The following is a 16,174-nucleotide window of genomic DNA, read 5'->3' on the forward strand; positions in this document are numbered from 1 at the left end:
TGTTAAATGTGAAAAGTAAGCTGTAAAATGTAGAAAGGTCATTGATTTGTTTCAATGACCTTTTGCTTTATACAAGAATTAGTTTTTTACTAATTTAAATGTTTTGCTTCGATTGTCTATTTGTACTTTACAGACATAAATGCCTTTTGCAAGATTTCCGACGTTTAATTCTAATTTTTCGTCAGGAGAAACGTTTTTGGAATGCGAATATACTTTTGAACCATTTGAAGAAAACAAATTTACTTCAGCTAAACCATTATCGGAACTTGAAAAATCAATATTCAAAAGACGATTTATAACTGATGGATAATACTTCAAATCCAAATTATTTGCATTGTCATTAAGTCCTAAATTGTTACAGCTTGTAGAAAGAACGCCTTGAGCAGTAACCTGAAGCGTTGCTCCGGCTCCGCATGAAGCATTTGAAATATATCCCGCAACATTCCCGATTGGCAGAACGCTATATGCATAAGAAGGTTTTGTTACTGTTGTTCCAGAATTTGTTGGGGCATTCAAACAATCTGTAAAAGCAATTCCGATTGTTCCGCCATCAGTGCTTATATAATTTTTAAAAGCTGTTCCTATTTTAGCAAAATCAGTTCCTTCAACATAGCAAGTTGTATTGTTGCTTCCGCCACCTAAACCAATTGCAAGCGAACCAGAAACAGAAGTGTTATAATAGCAGTTTAAAATGTGAAGTTCAGCATTTCTTGCTCTTGGCATTCTTTCTTTACAGCCTTCAGCCCAATAGCAATTTTTAAAAGTAATGCTGTAATGGCCATCAGATGGTGCGTCAGTTTTAGAAGAACCAACCAAATCAGAAAAGCGATGATCATCGGCTCCGCCAGAACCTCCAGCTTTTGGAGCTTTCAAATAGGTAAATTTGCACCAAGAAACCGTTACGTTATCAGCAGCACCTTTATTGTCAAAATTGCCGTCCATTCCGTCTTGAAATTCGCAATGGTCTACCCAGAGATTAGTGGCTTCTGAAGTAAGATTGTCACGCCCATCAACATCATATGCGCCCGGACCTTCAAAAATTAAATTTCTTATGATAATGTTATTAGAACCAGGTTTTAAACTTAAAATTCCTGAACCAGCGGCTGTTTGATCGAGATTAACCAAACGCGCACCAGGAAGGCCAATTACTGTTTTATCATTTACTTGCAGACTGGTGTATGTGCAATTTATAGTTCCCGAAACTAGAATAACTTGCGGAGTGCTTAGTTTTAGTTTTGCAGTCAAATCAGCTAGAGTGGTAACTGTAACAGGAGTTGCACTTCCACCGCCAGTTGCAGAAGCTCCGAAACCTTCTGGAGTGCTCATGAAATAATTTTGAGCAAACAGAAAGGAGCAAGGCAGAAACAATGCTAATAAAATAAGTTTTGCTTTCATTTTTAAGTGTTGGTTTTTTGTGGTTTAATAGTCAAATGTAATCGATTGCACAAATGTAAAAGAATTAAAATAATTTCAAATTAATTTATCAATTTTTTGTGTTTTAAAGGTTTGATTTTTAAAATTATAAATGTTGTTTTTAAGTTTATAATATTCAAATAAACTGAAGATATGTTTATAAAAAAACAGTAAAGGTTGTTATGTAAAAGCAGAAAATTCATGCTAAATACATATATTTGATGTGACAGTTTAAAACGTACCAATGGAAAAATTTAAAGATCAGTCTGCTCTCCATCTTTTTGAGAAAGGTTTAATAACTGAAAATCAGTTTGAAGAAGTAAAAACCTATCGAAATTTAAATGTCTTTTCTTTAAATGCAGAATTAAAGTTATTCCTTTATTTATCAGTATTATTATTTACTTCAGGAATTGGAATTTTGATTTATGAAAATATTGATACCATAGGTCATATAGCCATTCTATCATTGCTTTTAATTGTGATTGCGGTTTGCTTTTTTTATTGTTTCAAACATTCCAAAGGTTTTCAGAAATCAGAAACAACATTTGAACATCCTGTTTTAGAATATCTGGTTTTGGCGGGAAATATTCTAACCTGTATTTTCATTGGGTATCTCCAATTTCAATATAAACCCTTTGGAGAGCATTACGGTTTGGCTACTTTAGTACCAACCATTGTTAGTTTCTTTTGCGCATATTATTTTGATAATCGAAGCGTTTTAACTATTGCCATTACTGGTTTGGCGGCTTATGTGGGACTTTCAGTTACGCCACAAGACATATTTAATGATAGCAATAATTTGTATGCAAGCCAAAGTTTAAGCTATTCAGCAATAATGTTAGGAATTTTATTGGTTTTATGGACAATTTACAGCCTAAGAATTTCTCTTAAAACTCATTTTAGTTTGGTTTTTCACACTTTTGCATTGCATATTGTAAGTATTGCGACAATTAGTAATCTAACAGGTTATGATACTTTAACATGGATAATTTTTGCTATAATTTTAGCTAGCTCAACGTATTATTTTTATAAAGCCAGTTACCAGTATAAAGCAATGTCTCTATATGTATTTATGATTGTTTACGCTTATATCGGCGGAAACATTGTTTTGTTCAGAATTTTTGAAAATGTTGATTTCTCTGATATTTGGGAATTACTTATTTTCTTGTTGCCAGCTTACTTTGTTGGCTCAATTATAATGTTCATTAAACTAATTAAAAACTTCCATAAAGAAATCGTAGAATGATAGTATACAACAAACAATTATTGGATAATGAAGTTTTAGTTGATGAAGCGGATGCTTTATTTAAAGGAGGTTTTATAAGTAAAGAGCAGAAGAAATTTATAGAGAAAGAACTACCAGTTTTAAAAAGCCAGAGCAATATTCTCGTTAGATTAGGTTTCTTTTTGCTTGGGTGTCTGCTATTTGGTTCAATTTGTGGAGCAATTTCTTTATTTGGGCTAAGCGCTGAGAATGCATTTTTTCAAATCTGCTGTTATATTTTTGCTGTAGTTGGTTTTGCAGGAGTAGAATTGCTTGCAAATCAGGAGTATCATAATCACGGTTTAGACGATGCTTTTATACTGAATGCGTTTTTGTGTTTAGGAGTAGCAATAGGAATAACAACGGAAGGTTACGAAATGGTAATTGCTTTTTTTGTAGCAGCTGGAGCGTTTTTTATGTTTATGAGGTATTTGCATGTATTGTCAATGCTTGTATTCTGCCTTTCCGCAACTGCATTTTTGTTTTTCGGAATGTTTGAATTTGGAAATATTGGAAAAGCTATTTTGCCGTTTGTGGCAATGTTTTTTGCAGGAGTTTTTTACTTTTTGACGAAAAAAATGATGAATCGTTTAAGCGAAGGCTATTATTACAACGGACTATTATTGGCAAATAGTTTTTGCTTGGTTTTATTTTATCTTTCTTGTAATTATTTGGTTGTAAGGGAGCTTTCGGCAGAACTTTTAGGAGCAGAAGTAAAACCAGGAACAGATATTCCGTTTGCATTTTTCTTTTATGCTTTCACTTTTATAGTGCCAGTGCTTTATTTGGTTCAAGCTTTAAAAACAAAAGACAGAATTATGCTTTGGCTCAGCTTTTTGGCTATTGCATTTTCAATTTATACCATTCGATTTTATCATTCGGTTTTACCGATTGAGGTTGCACTTACACTTGGCGGTATAGTTTTATTTGCAATTGCTTATTTCTCAATTAAAAAATTAAAAGAAAAAGAAAGCGGTTTGACCTTTAAACCAGATAGAATCAATCATTCAGATAGTTTATTAAATGCTGAAGCTTTAGTTGTGGCTTCAACTTTCGGAATGAAACCAGAAGTAAAAACAGATTCTCCAATGGAATTTGGAGGAGGAGGGTTCAGCGGTGGCGGATCAGAAGGGACTTTTTAAATTGTTTTGCCATAGATTAAAAAGATTAGAAGGATTTTCTAATCTTTGTCAAATCGCCACGAATTTCACGAATTTTCACGAATTGATTTGTGTAAATTAGTGAAATTCGTGGCTAAAAAATCCTTCTAATCTTTTTAATCTGTGGCAAAAACTATACTTTAGTTTTTAAAGTTTCTGCATCAATATCGCTGTGCGAAACATCGTAAACTGCTTTTCCGTTTTTGATTAAAATCAATTGTGGAGATTCGTGATAAACGCCAAATCGGCTTGCAATTTCATTTGAAATATCTCTGTGTGCGATTAAATCTAAAAAATACGCATCAACCACACCTTCAAGATCAAATTCTCTTTCAAATTGTTTTAAAGCCATACGGCTAATGCTGCATCTTGTGCTATGCTTGAAAATTACAACTGGTCTTTCTTGAGAAATGGCTTCGATTTCCATTAATTGAAGAATATCTGTTAATTCTGTCCAATTAACTTTACTTTTTTGAGCTTCTGAGTTCTCTGAACTTCCGAAGATTGAATTAAAAAAACTCATATCTGGCTTGTTTTATGACTTTTTGACGTGTTAAAATAAGCAAATCATGATTTTAACTGTCGTTTTGTCTGTTTTTTTACTATGGAATATAATTTGTCTATTTCAATGCAAAGTTAAATTATTTGGGTTAAAAAAGTACCTCAATAAATCGTAACTTTAATCTTATAAAATGTTAAACAAATAAAATCAATCAAAAACGTAAAAATATGAATATAAATAAGTTTACTATTAAATCGCAGGAAGCCATTCAGCTGTCTCAACAGTTAGCACAGCGTAATGGCCAGCAGCAAATTGAAAATGAACACATTTTCAAAGCTATTTTTGAAGTTGATGAAAACGTGGCGCCATTTATCTTGAAAAAACTAAATGTAAATGTGCCTTTGTTTTTACAAATTTTAGACAGTACCATTCAGAGTTTTCCAAAAGTTTCTGGAGGAGATGTTATGCTTTCCAGAGATGCTAATAAAGCTTTGAATGAAGCTGAAATTATCGCACAAAAAATGAACGATGAATATGTTTCGATCGAACATTTAATTTTAGCCATTTTTGACTCAAAAAGTAAAGTTTCTCAGATTTTGAAAGATCAGGGAGTTACAGGAAAAGGTTTGAAAGCTGCTATTGAAGAATTAAGAAAAGGCGAAAGAGTAACTTCGGCTTCAGCAGAAGAAACCTATAATTCGCTTAATAAATACGCTAAAAACTTAAACGAATTAGCAAGAACAGGAAAACTTGATCCAGTTATTGGGCGTGACGAAGAAATTCGACGTGTTTTGCAGATTCTGACTCGTAGAACAAAAAACAACCCAATGCTTATTGGTGAGCCTGGAGTTGGTAAAACTGCAATTGCAGAAGGTTTAGCGCACAGAATTGTGGACGGAGACGTTCCTGAAAACTTAAAAGAAAAAATCGTTTTCTCATTAGATATGGGAGCTTTGATTGCCGGAGCGAAATACAAAGGAGAATTCGAAGAACGTTTAAAATCGGTTGTAAAAGAAGTTACAGCAGCAGAAGGTGACATCGTTTTGTTTATTGATGAAATTCATACGCTTGTTGGAGCGGGTGGAGGTGAAGGCGCAATGGACGCTGCAAACATCTTGAAACCAGCTTTAGCGCGTGGAGAGCTGAGAGCAATTGGTGCTACAACTTTAGATGAATATCAAAAATATTTTGAAAAAGATAAAGCGCTTGAAAGACGTTTCCAAAAAGTCTTAATTGACGAGCCAGATACAGAAAGCGCGATTTCGATTCTTCGTGGAATTAAAGAAAAGTACGAAACGCATCATAAAGTTCAGATTAAAGACGAAGCGATTATCGCGGCTGTTGAACTTTCACAAAGATATATTACGAATCGTTTCTTGCCAGATAAAGCGATCGACTTAATGGACGAAGCAGCTTCTAAATTGCGTATGGAAATCAATTCAAAACCTGAAGAATTAGATGTTTTGGATCGTAAAATCATGCAGTTGGAAATCGAAATTGAAGCCATAAAACGTGAAAAAGAAGAAAGCAAACTGAAAATTTTAGGTATGGAATTGGCAAACCTGAAAGAAGAGCGCAACGAAATCTATGCAAAATGGAAACAGGAAAAAGATATTGTTGACGGAATTCAGGCTGTAAAACACGAAATTGAAGACTTTAAATACGAAGCAGAACGTGCAGAACGCGATGGAGATTACGGTAAAGTAGCCGAAATCCGTTACGGAAAAATAAAAGAAGCACAGGAACGCCAAGAAACTTTGCAGAAACAATTGCTAGAATTCCAATCTGGAAATTCTTTAATCAAAGAAGAAGTTACCAGAGAAGATATTGCAGAAGTTGTCGCAAAATGGACAGGAATTCCAGTAACGAAAATGCTTCAGACAGAAAGAGAAAAACTACTACATCTTGAAGATGAATTGCACAAACGTGTGGTAGGGCAGGAAGAAGCGATAGAGGCAGTGAGTGATGCTGTTCGAAGAAGCCGTGCCGGTTTACAGGATATGAAAAAACCAGTTGGAACTTTCCTATTCTTAGGAACAACTGGAGTAGGTAAAACGGAATTGGCAAAAGCTTTGGCCGAATATCTTTTTGACGATGAAAATGCCATGACTCGTATTGATATGAGTGAATACCAAGAACGTCACAGTGTAAGCCGTTTGGTTGGTGCGCCTCCAGGATATGTAGGTTATGATGAAGGAGGTCAGCTGACAGAAGCAGTTCGTAGAAAACCATATTCTGTTATTTTGTTAGATGAGATCGAAAAAGCGCATCCAGATACTTTCAATATTTTGTTGCAAGTTCTTGATGAAGGTAGATTGACAGATAACAAAGGGCGTTTGGCTGATTTCAAAAACACGATTATTATTATGACCTCTAACATGGGAAGTCAGATCATTCAGGAAAAATTTGAAAATTTAAAAGGTGGAGTTGAAGCAGCAACAGAAGCAGCTAAAAACGAAGTTTTAGGATTGTTAAAACAAACCGTTCGTCCTGAGTTTATAAATCGTATTGACGAAATCGTAATGTTTACACCGCTTACAGCTGACAATATTTCAAGAATTGTAAGCTTGCAATTAAAAGGTGTTACCAAAATGCTGGCGCAACAAGGAATTACAATGGATGCAACTCCAGAAGCAATTGCTTACTTGTCAGACAAAGGATATGATCCTCAATTTGGAGCCAGACCTGTAAAACGTGTTGTTCAGAGAGAAGTTTTAAATCAATTGTCAAAAGAAATTTTGGCTGGAAACATTACAACAGACAGCATCATTTTATTAGATGCTTTCGACGGCAAATTGGTTTTTAGAAACCAGACAGTTAAATAATTATTTTTGTTTAGTTAATCTTGAAAAAGCATCAGTGTTAAAAAGCTGGTGCTTTTTTTTGCCGTGAATTCTGAAACTTTTTGTTCAATTCTTATAACAATAAATTTTGAAGAAATATTCAATTTTAAGTTTATTAAAATCAGCAAATTATTAATTTAAAAATTAAAGTCATGAACAATATTTTCAGAGGATTATTAGCAGGATATGGCGCTAAAAAGTTAGGTGGAGGCTGTTTCGGAACTATTATAGTTTTTATTATTCTTTGGGTTCTTTTAGGGCAATGCAATTAAAAATCCTATACAGAAAAATACGAATAAAAAGATAAATTTTGATGCAATATTATTGGGCGGATTAAGTCAAAATGTCTAGATTCGCATCACTAAAAATAAATTTAAAAAATGGGTTCAGGTTTTTTCGCACTATTAGATGATATCGCAGCAATTATGGATGATGTTGCAGTAATGAGCAAAGTTGCAGCAAAAAAAACAGCAGGAATTTTGGGTGACGATTTAGCGGTAAATGCCGAAAAAGCTTCAGGATTTGCGTCATCGAGAGAGCTCCCGGTTTTATGGGCAATCAGTAAAGGTTCGCTATTAAACAAAATCATTATTCTTCCAATTGCGTTTTTGTTAAGTGCATTTTTTCCGATTGCTATTATGGTAATTTTAGTTTTGGGAGGATTGTTTTTAGCTTATGAAGGTGCCGAGAAAATCTACGAATTTATAGTTCCCCACGCACACGAAGAATCTGAAGGAATAACTGATGAAGTACTTACTGAGGAACAAATTTTAGTGATAGAAAAAGACAAAGTAAAATCAGCAATTGTTACTGATTTTATTCTTTCTGTAGAAATTGTAATCATTGCTTTAGGAACAGTGATTGGGAAACCATTATTATCGCAAATCATTACTGTTTCTATTATTGCAGTTATTGCTACGGTTGGAGTTTACGGAATTGTAGCACTTATTGTTCGTATGGATGAAGTAGGATTTAAAATGATCCAACACAGTAAAAAAGAAAAAAGTCTATTAAAAAGCATTGGAAATATTTTGGTTCAAGCTCTTCCAAAAGTAATCAAAGCGCTAACTGTTATCGGAACCATTGCCTTGATTTTAGTTGCAGGTGGACTATTTGTTCACAACATTGAATTTTTTCACCATCTATTGCCAAACTTTCCTTCAATTGTAAAAGAATTTGCAATCGGACTTATAATTGGTTTTATCGTTTTAGGAATTGTAAATCTCTTCAAAAAGATTTTTCAAAAGAAGACAGCTTAATTCACTTAAAAAAAATATACTAAAGAAAACATCAGTTAACGCTGGTGTTTTTTTTGTTTTTTAGAAGCAGAAAAATCATTTTTAAAAGAAAGTCCAGTCCCGCTATCCACTATATTTTTTGTTGTGAACCCCACAACAAAAAGATACCGTTTCTATCGGGGCTATTCCAGAAAGTTTTTGTTTTTATAGGAAATAACGGTATTTTTTAAATATTTTTTTATTATATAAATTATTGATTTTTAACAGATTAATTCTAGGTTTGAATTTTTTAACATTTCTTCTAAGCAACCTTTGCAACTAAGCCATGTCTTCATAGTAATTAACAATTAATTATTATTTTATATGAAAAGTTTTAGATTAAAAACAGTTTTAGTAGTATTATTTTTATCAATTTGGTTTATTTCATGTAGTAACGACGATGATAAGGATCAAACGCCAGCTCCAACTACAAAAGCAGCTTTAGTGACAGAAATTAAAGGACCAGCAACAGGAAAAGTTAATGATGAACTAAGCTACGATGTAACATATACAGTTGATAATGCTTGTGCAGAATTTGATAAGATTTCAGAAGTAACCATTGGATCTGTAAAAGGTTTACAAGTAATTGCAAAATATCCTTCACAAGTTTGCACGCAGCAAGTACCAGAACCGAAAAAGACTGTTTACAAATTCAAGTCTGCTACAAAAGGAACTTTCGAAATTAAATTCAAGAAATCAGAAACTGAATTCTTAACTCAGAAGGTTGTGATCGAATAACAGCTTGTTTAGCTGATATTTTTTTAGGTTGAAAACCATTTTACAGAGATTTGAATCAATGTAAAATGGTTTTTGTTTTTGCATTAAATTAGGTAGAATTCTAAACTTTGGCATTCCTTTAAAATTTACTACTTTTGCACTCTAAATTTTATGTCATGGCGAAAAGAAAGTATAAAATATCGGTTATTCAGTTGAACCTGAATGATGTTGCCGAAAATAATCTTAAAAAATGTATCAGCTGGGTAAGAGACGCTGCAAGTCAAGGTGCAGAAGTTATCTTATTACCTGAATTATATAGCAGTCATTATTTTTGTCAAAGTGAAGACGTAGAGAATTTTGCATTAGCAGAACCACTTTACAGCACTTCATTTATCGCATTCAGCGAATTGGCAAAAGAATTAGGAGTAGTAATTATTGTTCCTTTCTTCGAGAAAAGAATGGCTGGAATCTACCATAACAGTGCTTATATCATTGATACTGATGGAACTGAAGCTGGTTTGTATCGTAAAATGCATATTCCAGATGATCCTCATTTCTATGAAAAATTCTATTTCACGCCAGGTGATTTAGGTTTCCAAGCGATTGAAACTAAAAAAGGAACTGTTGGAACTTTAATCTGTTGGGATCAATGGTATCCAGAAGCGGCTCGTATTACAGCGCTTAAAGGTGCAGAAGTTTTATTTTATCCAACAGCAATTGGATGGCATCCAAAAGAAAAAGAACAATACGGAGAAAATCAATATGGAGCTTGGATGAATGTAATGAAAGGTCACGCTGTTGCAAATGGTGTTTTCGTTGCAGCTGCAAACCGAATTGGTTTAGAAAAATACATTGAAGGAACAGAAGGAATTCAATTCTGGGGGGCTTCTTTTATTGCTGGTCCACAAGGAGAAATTTTAGCTCAGGCTTCACACGATAAAGAAGAAATCTTAATTGCTGAGGTTGACTTAGATCTTCAAGAAAATGTACGTCAGAACTGGCCATTCTTCAGAGATAGAAGAATTGATGCTTTTGGAGATATTACAAAAAGAGCAATCGATAAATAATCAATTTATCTAAAATATAAAAAAAGGACAAAATGTGAATTTTGTCCTTTTTTTATGGAAGCTTCGAAGAAGCTAAATATTTATAGCATTTCAATAAGACAAATAGAAAAGTTCCAGAGGAGCGACATAAATAAGTTTCAAAAGAGCATTTCTCTCCGCCGGAGCTTTATATTATAAACATTTGCCATTTGCTATAAATATTTAACTTCTTCGAGGCTTTATAATTAGTATTCAAAATTTAGTCTTTTAAACTCTTTTTTTATAAACAAAAAGGAGCCATTCAATTGAATAGCTCCTTTTATTGTTTTTAGCTTTATATATAGATTACTTCACTTGGAAAGTAACTCGTCTCACAATTTGACGTGCTTCTTTAGAATTTTTGTTAACTGAAGTGTCTTCTCCATTAGCAATTACATTCAATCTTGAAGCATCAATTCCAGCATTTACTGCTACTTTTTTCACAGCTTCAGCTCTTTTTCTAGACAATTCAGTGTTGTAGTCTGAATTTCCAATTTCATCAGCATAACCAATAATATCTGCTGATTTTCCAGGATTATTTTTCAAGTATTTCACCAAGAAATCAACACCAGATAAAGAAGCGTTTGTAGGTTTAGACGAATTGAAGTCGAAGTAAACATTTACATAACCACCGTTGATTAGTTCCTCAACAGTATTGTTTGTAGCTGTTCCAGCTCCTTTTTTCTCGTAAGTTTTGTCTAAGTAGCTTTCTAACTCATCTGGAACACCATTTTGATTGGTATCAATAGATTGTCCTTTTGTGTTAACAGCAACTCCAGCAATAGAATTTGGTTCTAAATCGTATAAATCAGCAACTCCATCTTTGTCTGAATCTATAAGACCAGTTTCGATTAAGTCGACTCTTTTTTCCAATTCGCTAATTCTATCTTCTTCGCCAACCCAGTCAGCATGTTTCTGGTTTTTGCCTAAGTAGAACGTTAAACCTACAGAAGCATTTAATAAAACGCCATCAAAAGAACCTGTGGTTGTATTACCCATTCCGTCGAAATTCCAGTTTTGTCTTCCGTTAACAATTCCGGTAAGATCTCCTGTTAAAGCTACTCGGTCACTTAATCTAATTTGTCCAGTTAAACCTGCAATTCCGTGTGCCATGTAATCCTGACCTCCAAATCCAGTTTCAGTGCTAATTTGAGAAACTCCAAAACCACCATGAGCTAAAAGTCCAATTGTGTTTGTCCATGTTTCAAAATTTAAAGCGCGTCCAACATTGATAACTCCTTGTAAACTTGCTCTAACATAACGGCTTTCAAAATCTGGAGTATTTTTTTTCTCTTTAAATTGGTCATAACCAACATCCAATTTTACACCAAACTTTGGACTAAACATATATCTTACACCCAAATCTCCGTGGAAAAAGTTTAATGATTCTGTTGTATAACCTGGAGTCATTGTTCTGGTTGGTTTGTTAACCCCGCCATTCAGTTCGATCGACCATTTGTTGTATTCTTGATCTACACTAGGTTTGGTAGAAGTGGTAGCCATATTTTGAGCGCCTGCAGCAAATGATAGTAATAATAAGGATACTGATACTAATTTCTTTTTCATGATATCAAAAATTAAATTGTTTTTATTTTAAACTCTGAAACAAAATTAGAGGTCGAATTTTAGAATGTGTTGTATATGCCCTTACATAATTCCCATATTTTGGCTTTTAATTGTGTAAATCCGTTAAAATAAGTTTAATAGAAGACATAAAAAAAGGACAAAATTCACATTTTGCCCTTTTTGCTATCCTAAAAAGAGTTATTATTTTAAATCTGGCTGATAAATTTTAACAGATCCGTCTCCCTCGCTGCTTACCACTAACAAGCTTCTTTTTGTAGGGCTTTTTGAAGCCGGAATAAAAAGAATACCTTCTGGAGCATCACCTGTTTTTACGGTTTGTAAATATTGAGGTGAAGTTGGATTTGTAGCATCATAAACCATAAAAGCATCAGATCTTTCTAAACCAACAAATAGAATGTTTTGGCTTCCCATTTTTGCAGATACGACAGCTTCTGGTTCAGAACCTTTGTCGTCACTTCTTTTATCGTCATATGTGCCAATCTCGTTCGTCTTTTTATCAACATCATTTTTACTGTCAAAAACGATTTTTCCTGTGTTTCCATTCCAGATTGAAAAAGATCTTCCTCCAAAACTCACCATTTGATCCAAATCTCCATCTCCGTCAGTATCTCCCATATCGGTAACAAGATTTAATCTTCCTAAATTGGTGTCTAATTTTAAAGTAGCTGCATCTGGAAAAGCTGTTGCATCTAGTGTCATGCTTTTCATACGCTTTACATCAGTATAAGCAGTATATTCTCTAGCATCCCCTTCGTTTGCAGTAACAAAATAAGGAGTATTGTTTACTGTAAAATGACTGATAGCATCTGGCATATAAAGCCCTTTTACTTTCCAAGGATTAAAGGCAATTTTGCTATCGCTATCGCTTACATCAATTGCGTTTTCAGCTGTGTTGTAGTCTTTTAATCCTAAAGGATAAATAACAGTAATCGTTTTAGAAGTTAAATCAACTTTTGCAACGCCATTATTTTCCTGTAAGGTTACCCAAGCAGTTTTAGAATCGTCAGAAATGGTAATGTATTCTGGTTCGATATCTTGAGCAAAACTAGTTTTTGCAAATTTTGAAATTCTGAATCCGTCTTTTTTTAAAGCTTCTGCTTGACCAGCAAATGAAGCAAAATCTAAAGTTGTTACATTATAAGAGCTTGTTTCAATAATAGAAACAGTTCCGTTTGGATCTTGCGAGTAATCTGCATTTGGCTCACCTTCATTTGCTGTCATGATATATTTCCCGTCTGGAGAAAAAGTAATCATATCAGGCAATGCTCCAACGGTAACTTGTTTGATTAAGCTATAGTCAGAAGTATTAAAAACAACTACTTTTCCGTTTCCTTGCTTGTTTACTGTAGATTCTAAAGCAACTGCCAGTTTTCCATCAAAAACAGAAACACTGTTGGCAGCACCTTCATAAGCAGTTAAATCTATTTTTCCAATTTTCATTGGTTTTGTAGGATCTGTAATATCAATAACATCAATTTGGTTGACACCGCTATTGTTTACTGTAAATAATCTTTTTGTTTTTTCGCAATAAGCAGAAATCTCAGCGGCAGCTTCTCCGCCAATAGTAATAGAACCAATTTCTTTAAAAGTCCCTGGGTTTTCGTTTACAACAACTTCAGGTTCGCTTTTCGAGTTTTCATCATTGTTACAGCTTGCTAATATGAATAGCGCCGCTAATAATGAGATTGATAAATTTTTCATGTGTTAGTTTTTAGTTTTGGCAAAAGTAATTCTGAGGTCTCTGTTAAATATTAAGGCTGTATTATTTAATCTTTAACTTAAATTTTGCAGGATAAATTTTGTGAAATCATAAGGAATTTTAGTCAGATGTTTTATAATCCTAACGAATGCTTATCTTTGCACTTTCTAAATTAGAACCTATTTATGTCAACAAATAATAGAAGATTTCCAGCAGAATGGGAAAAACAGCAAGGAATTGTATTGTGCTTTCCGCATAATGGTAATGATTGGCCAGGAAAATACGAAGCAGTTCAATGGGCTTTTGTAGAATTTATAAAAAAAGTAGCCACTTTTGAAACTGTTTTTTTGGTTGTAGCCGACGAAAAACTAAAAGAAAAAGTTGCTGATATGCTTGAAAGAGCTCGTGTAAATCTTAAAAATGTTTCTTATATCATTCATAAAACCAACAGAAGCTGGATGCGTGACTCAGGACCAATTATTGTGAAAAATGGTTCGAAAAGAGAAGCATTAAATTTCAATTTTAACGGTTGGGCGAAATATAAAAATTATCAATTAGATAAATTTGTTCCAGGTAAAGTGGCCGATTTTATTGATGTGCCGCTAACGCAGGTAATGTACAAAGGAAAACCCGTAATTGTTGAAGGTGGGGCGATTGATGTAAACGGAAAAGGAACTTTATTGACTTCTGAAGAATGCTTAATGCATCCAACAATTCAGGTTCGTAACGCTGGCTTTACCAAAGAAGATTACGAAGCAGTTTTTAAAGAATATCTTGGGGTTACCAATGTAATTTGGTTAGGTGATGGAATAGAAGGAGATGATACGCACGGACATATCGACGATTTATGTCGATTTGTCAATGAAGATACGATTGTAACAATTGTAGAAACAGATAAAAACGATTCAAATTACAAACCTTTGCAGGATAATTTGAAACGTCTGCAAAACGCAAAATTAGAAAACGGAAAATCTCCTGTGATTGTGGCACTTCCAATGCCAAAACGTGTAGATTTTGAAGATTTAAGATTGCCAGCAAGTTATGCTAATTTCTTAATTTTGAATAATTGTGTTTTAGTGCCAACATTCAACGATAGTAATGATCGTGTTGCTTTAAATATCTTAGCAGAATGTTTTCCAGACAGAGAAGTAATCGGTATAAGCTGTATTGATTTCATTTGGGGATTCGGAACTTTGCATTGCTTAAGTCAGCAGATTCCTGCATAAAAGTAGCAACCATAGATTATAAAATAATCGTTTTGATTTTTTTAATCTGTGATAAAATGATCAGATATTCAGAGACTTTCTTATAATATTTAAGCTGTCACCAAAAGTGGCAGCTTTTTTTTTGTTGTATATTTAACAGACAGATTTGCCACCTGTCCCAAGATCCTTCTTATATTCGTATGTTCAACAATGCAGAAATGCAGATTTAATTTTATATGAAGAAAATATTTTTTATTCTTTCCGTGCTTTCTTCAGGAGTTCTATTTTCACAGTCTGAGTCGCAGGAAAAAAATGAGCTTACATTTGCTACCTACAATGTAAGTATGGAATCTGATAATTATTCTCCCAAAGGCGCAATGGGAAAATCTGAGCAGATATTGATTAAGCAGCTTAGTTCAGGAAATAATACTCAAATCAGAAATATTGCCCAGATTATTCAGACCGTTAGGGCAGATGTTATTCTGTTAAACGAATTTGATTATATTAAAGATCCTGAACTTGGTGTAAAGGCGTTTATAAAAAATTATTTGAATGTGAGCCAAGGCGAAGCAAGAGCTATCGATTATCCTTACTACTATTATTCAACAGTGAATACGGGTCAGCCAAGTCCTTACGATTTGAACAATGACGGAAAGTTGGATGATTTTGGAAATGATGCATGGGCGTTTGGTATGTATCCCGGGCAATATGGAATGATGCTTTTGTCTAAATATCCTATTGATGTTAAGGCGGTTCGCACTTTTCAGCATTTTAAATGGAAAGATATGCCAGAAGCATTGATTACAAAAAAAACAGATGGATCGGATTGGTACAGTAAGAAAGCATGGAAGGAATTTCCGTTATCTTCAAAATCGCATTGGGATGTTCCTGTACAGATTGGCAATAAAATAGTTCATGTTTTAGTCAGTCATCCAACTCCTCCTACTTTTGATGGTGCTGAAGATCGAAACGGAAAAAGAAATCATGATGAAATTCGATTCTGGAGAGATTATATTTCAGACAACTCGGCTTCGTATATTTATGATGATAAAGGAGTAAAAGGTGGTTTGTCTCCAAATTCTCGATTTGTTATCATGGGGGATCAAAACGCTTCGCCAGTTGAAGGAGACGCCATTAGAGAAGGCATAAAATCCTTAATAGAAAGTCCGAAAATTAATAGCGACTTTACGCCTGCAAGTAAAGGTGGCGCAGAATTTAGTCCTAAAAATCCTTTTGGAGTTAATCATACTGCCTTTTGGAGAATGCGAGCTGATTATGTATTGCCGTCCAAACTTGGATTTAAGGTGGTTAATAGCGGTGTATTCTGGCCTGCAAAAGGGGAGCCAATGTTGCAATTAGTTGAAAAACGTGAATCCAGCTCAGATCATCGTTTGGTTTGGGTAAAGGTGGTTTTAGAATAAA

Annotated in this window: 12 protein-coding genes; 8 read left to right on the forward strand and 4 right to left on the reverse strand. The window is 33.9% G+C overall.

The window, feature by feature from the left end; translation table 11 throughout:
• Positions 1-78 precede the first annotated feature (78 nt).
• A complete protein-coding gene (locus tag ACNRYB_RS13545) occupies positions 79-1,395 on the reverse strand; it encodes a T9SS type A sorting domain-containing protein (RefSeq protein ID WP_473727554.1) in 1,317 nt (438 codons plus the stop codon).
• A 262-nt stretch (positions 1,396-1,657) separates the two neighbouring features.
• On the opposite strand from ACNRYB_RS13545, the gene ACNRYB_RS13550 reads away from it, so the two are divergent.
• Both ACNRYB_RS13550 and ACNRYB_RS13555 read left to right on the forward strand, forming a co-directional pair.
• The gene (locus ACNRYB_RS13550) at positions 1,658-2,659 is read left to right on the forward strand and encodes a DUF2157 domain-containing protein (RefSeq protein WP_473727555.1); all 1,002 of its coding nucleotides are present in this window, start codon (positions 1,658-1,660) and stop codon (positions 2,657-2,659) included.
• Positions 2,656-3,819: a hypothetical protein gene (locus ACNRYB_RS13555; protein WP_473727556.1), complete on the forward strand. Its 1,164-nt coding sequence runs from the start codon at positions 2,656-2,658 to the stop codon at positions 3,817-3,819. Before ACNRYB_RS13550 ends, ACNRYB_RS13555 begins: the two co-directional genes overlap by 4 nt.
• Before the next feature lie 151 nt (positions 3,820-3,970).
• On the opposite strand, the gene ytxJ is transcribed toward ACNRYB_RS13555, so the two are convergent.
• Positions 3,971-4,360 (reverse strand): bacillithiol system redox-active protein YtxJ, encoded by a 390-nt coding sequence (gene ytxJ, locus ACNRYB_RS13560; RefSeq protein WP_473727557.1) that lies wholly within the window; start codon positions 4,358-4,360, stop codon positions 3,971-3,973.
• Between the two features lie 206 nt (positions 4,361-4,566).
• On the opposite strand from ytxJ, the gene clpB reads away from it, so the two are divergent.
• The 4 genes from clpB (at position 4,567) to ACNRYB_RS13580 (ending at position 10,243) form a co-directional block, all read left to right on the forward strand.
• Positions 4,567-7,164: an ATP-dependent chaperone ClpB gene (gene clpB, locus ACNRYB_RS13565; RefSeq protein WP_129746907.1), complete on the forward strand. Its 2,598-nt coding sequence runs from the start codon at positions 4,567-4,569 to the stop codon at positions 7,162-7,164.
• Positions 7,165-7,562: 398 nt separating this feature from the next.
• A complete protein-coding gene (locus tag ACNRYB_RS13570) occupies positions 7,563-8,441 on the forward strand; it encodes a DUF808 domain-containing protein (protein ID WP_473727558.1) in 879 nt (292 codons plus the stop codon).
• A gap of 342 nt (positions 8,442-8,783) precedes the next feature.
• Positions 8,784-9,197 (forward strand): hypothetical protein, encoded by a 414-nt coding sequence (locus tag ACNRYB_RS13575; RefSeq protein WP_129746905.1) that lies wholly within the window; start codon positions 8,784-8,786, stop codon positions 9,195-9,197.
• A gap of 155 nt (positions 9,198-9,352) precedes the next feature.
• Positions 9,353-10,243, forward strand: a complete 891-nt coding sequence (locus ACNRYB_RS13580; RefSeq protein ID WP_343706015.1) for a carbon-nitrogen hydrolase — start codon at positions 9,353-9,355, stop codon at positions 10,241-10,243.
• Between the two features lie 324 nt (positions 10,244-10,567).
• Here ACNRYB_RS13580 and ACNRYB_RS13585 read toward each other — a convergent pair whose 3' ends face one another.
• A complete protein-coding gene (locus tag ACNRYB_RS13585) occupies positions 10,568-11,827 on the reverse strand; it encodes an OmpA family protein (protein WP_129746904.1) in 1,260 nt (419 codons plus the stop codon).
• Positions 11,828-12,028: 201 nt separating this feature from the next.
• A complete protein-coding gene (locus tag ACNRYB_RS13590) occupies positions 12,029-13,549 on the reverse strand; it encodes a choice-of-anchor I family protein (protein ID WP_473727559.1) in 1,521 nt (506 codons plus the stop codon).
• A 183-nt stretch (positions 13,550-13,732) separates the two neighbouring features.
• On the opposite strand from ACNRYB_RS13590, the gene ACNRYB_RS13595 reads away from it, so the two are divergent.
• Together ACNRYB_RS13595 and ACNRYB_RS13600 are read left to right on the forward strand one after the other, a co-directional pair.
• Positions 13,733-14,773: an agmatine deiminase family protein gene (locus ACNRYB_RS13595; protein WP_111369672.1), complete on the forward strand. Its 1,041-nt coding sequence runs from the start codon at positions 13,733-13,735 to the stop codon at positions 14,771-14,773.
• A 215-nt stretch (positions 14,774-14,988) separates the two neighbouring features.
• Positions 14,989-16,173, forward strand: coding sequence for an endonuclease/exonuclease/phosphatase family protein (locus ACNRYB_RS13600; RefSeq protein WP_473727560.1), 1,185 nt, complete (start codon positions 14,989-14,991; stop codon positions 16,171-16,173).
• Position 16,174 lies beyond the last annotated feature (1 nt).

It is taken from the genome of Flavobacterium sp. CR10 (assembly GCF_055814415.1).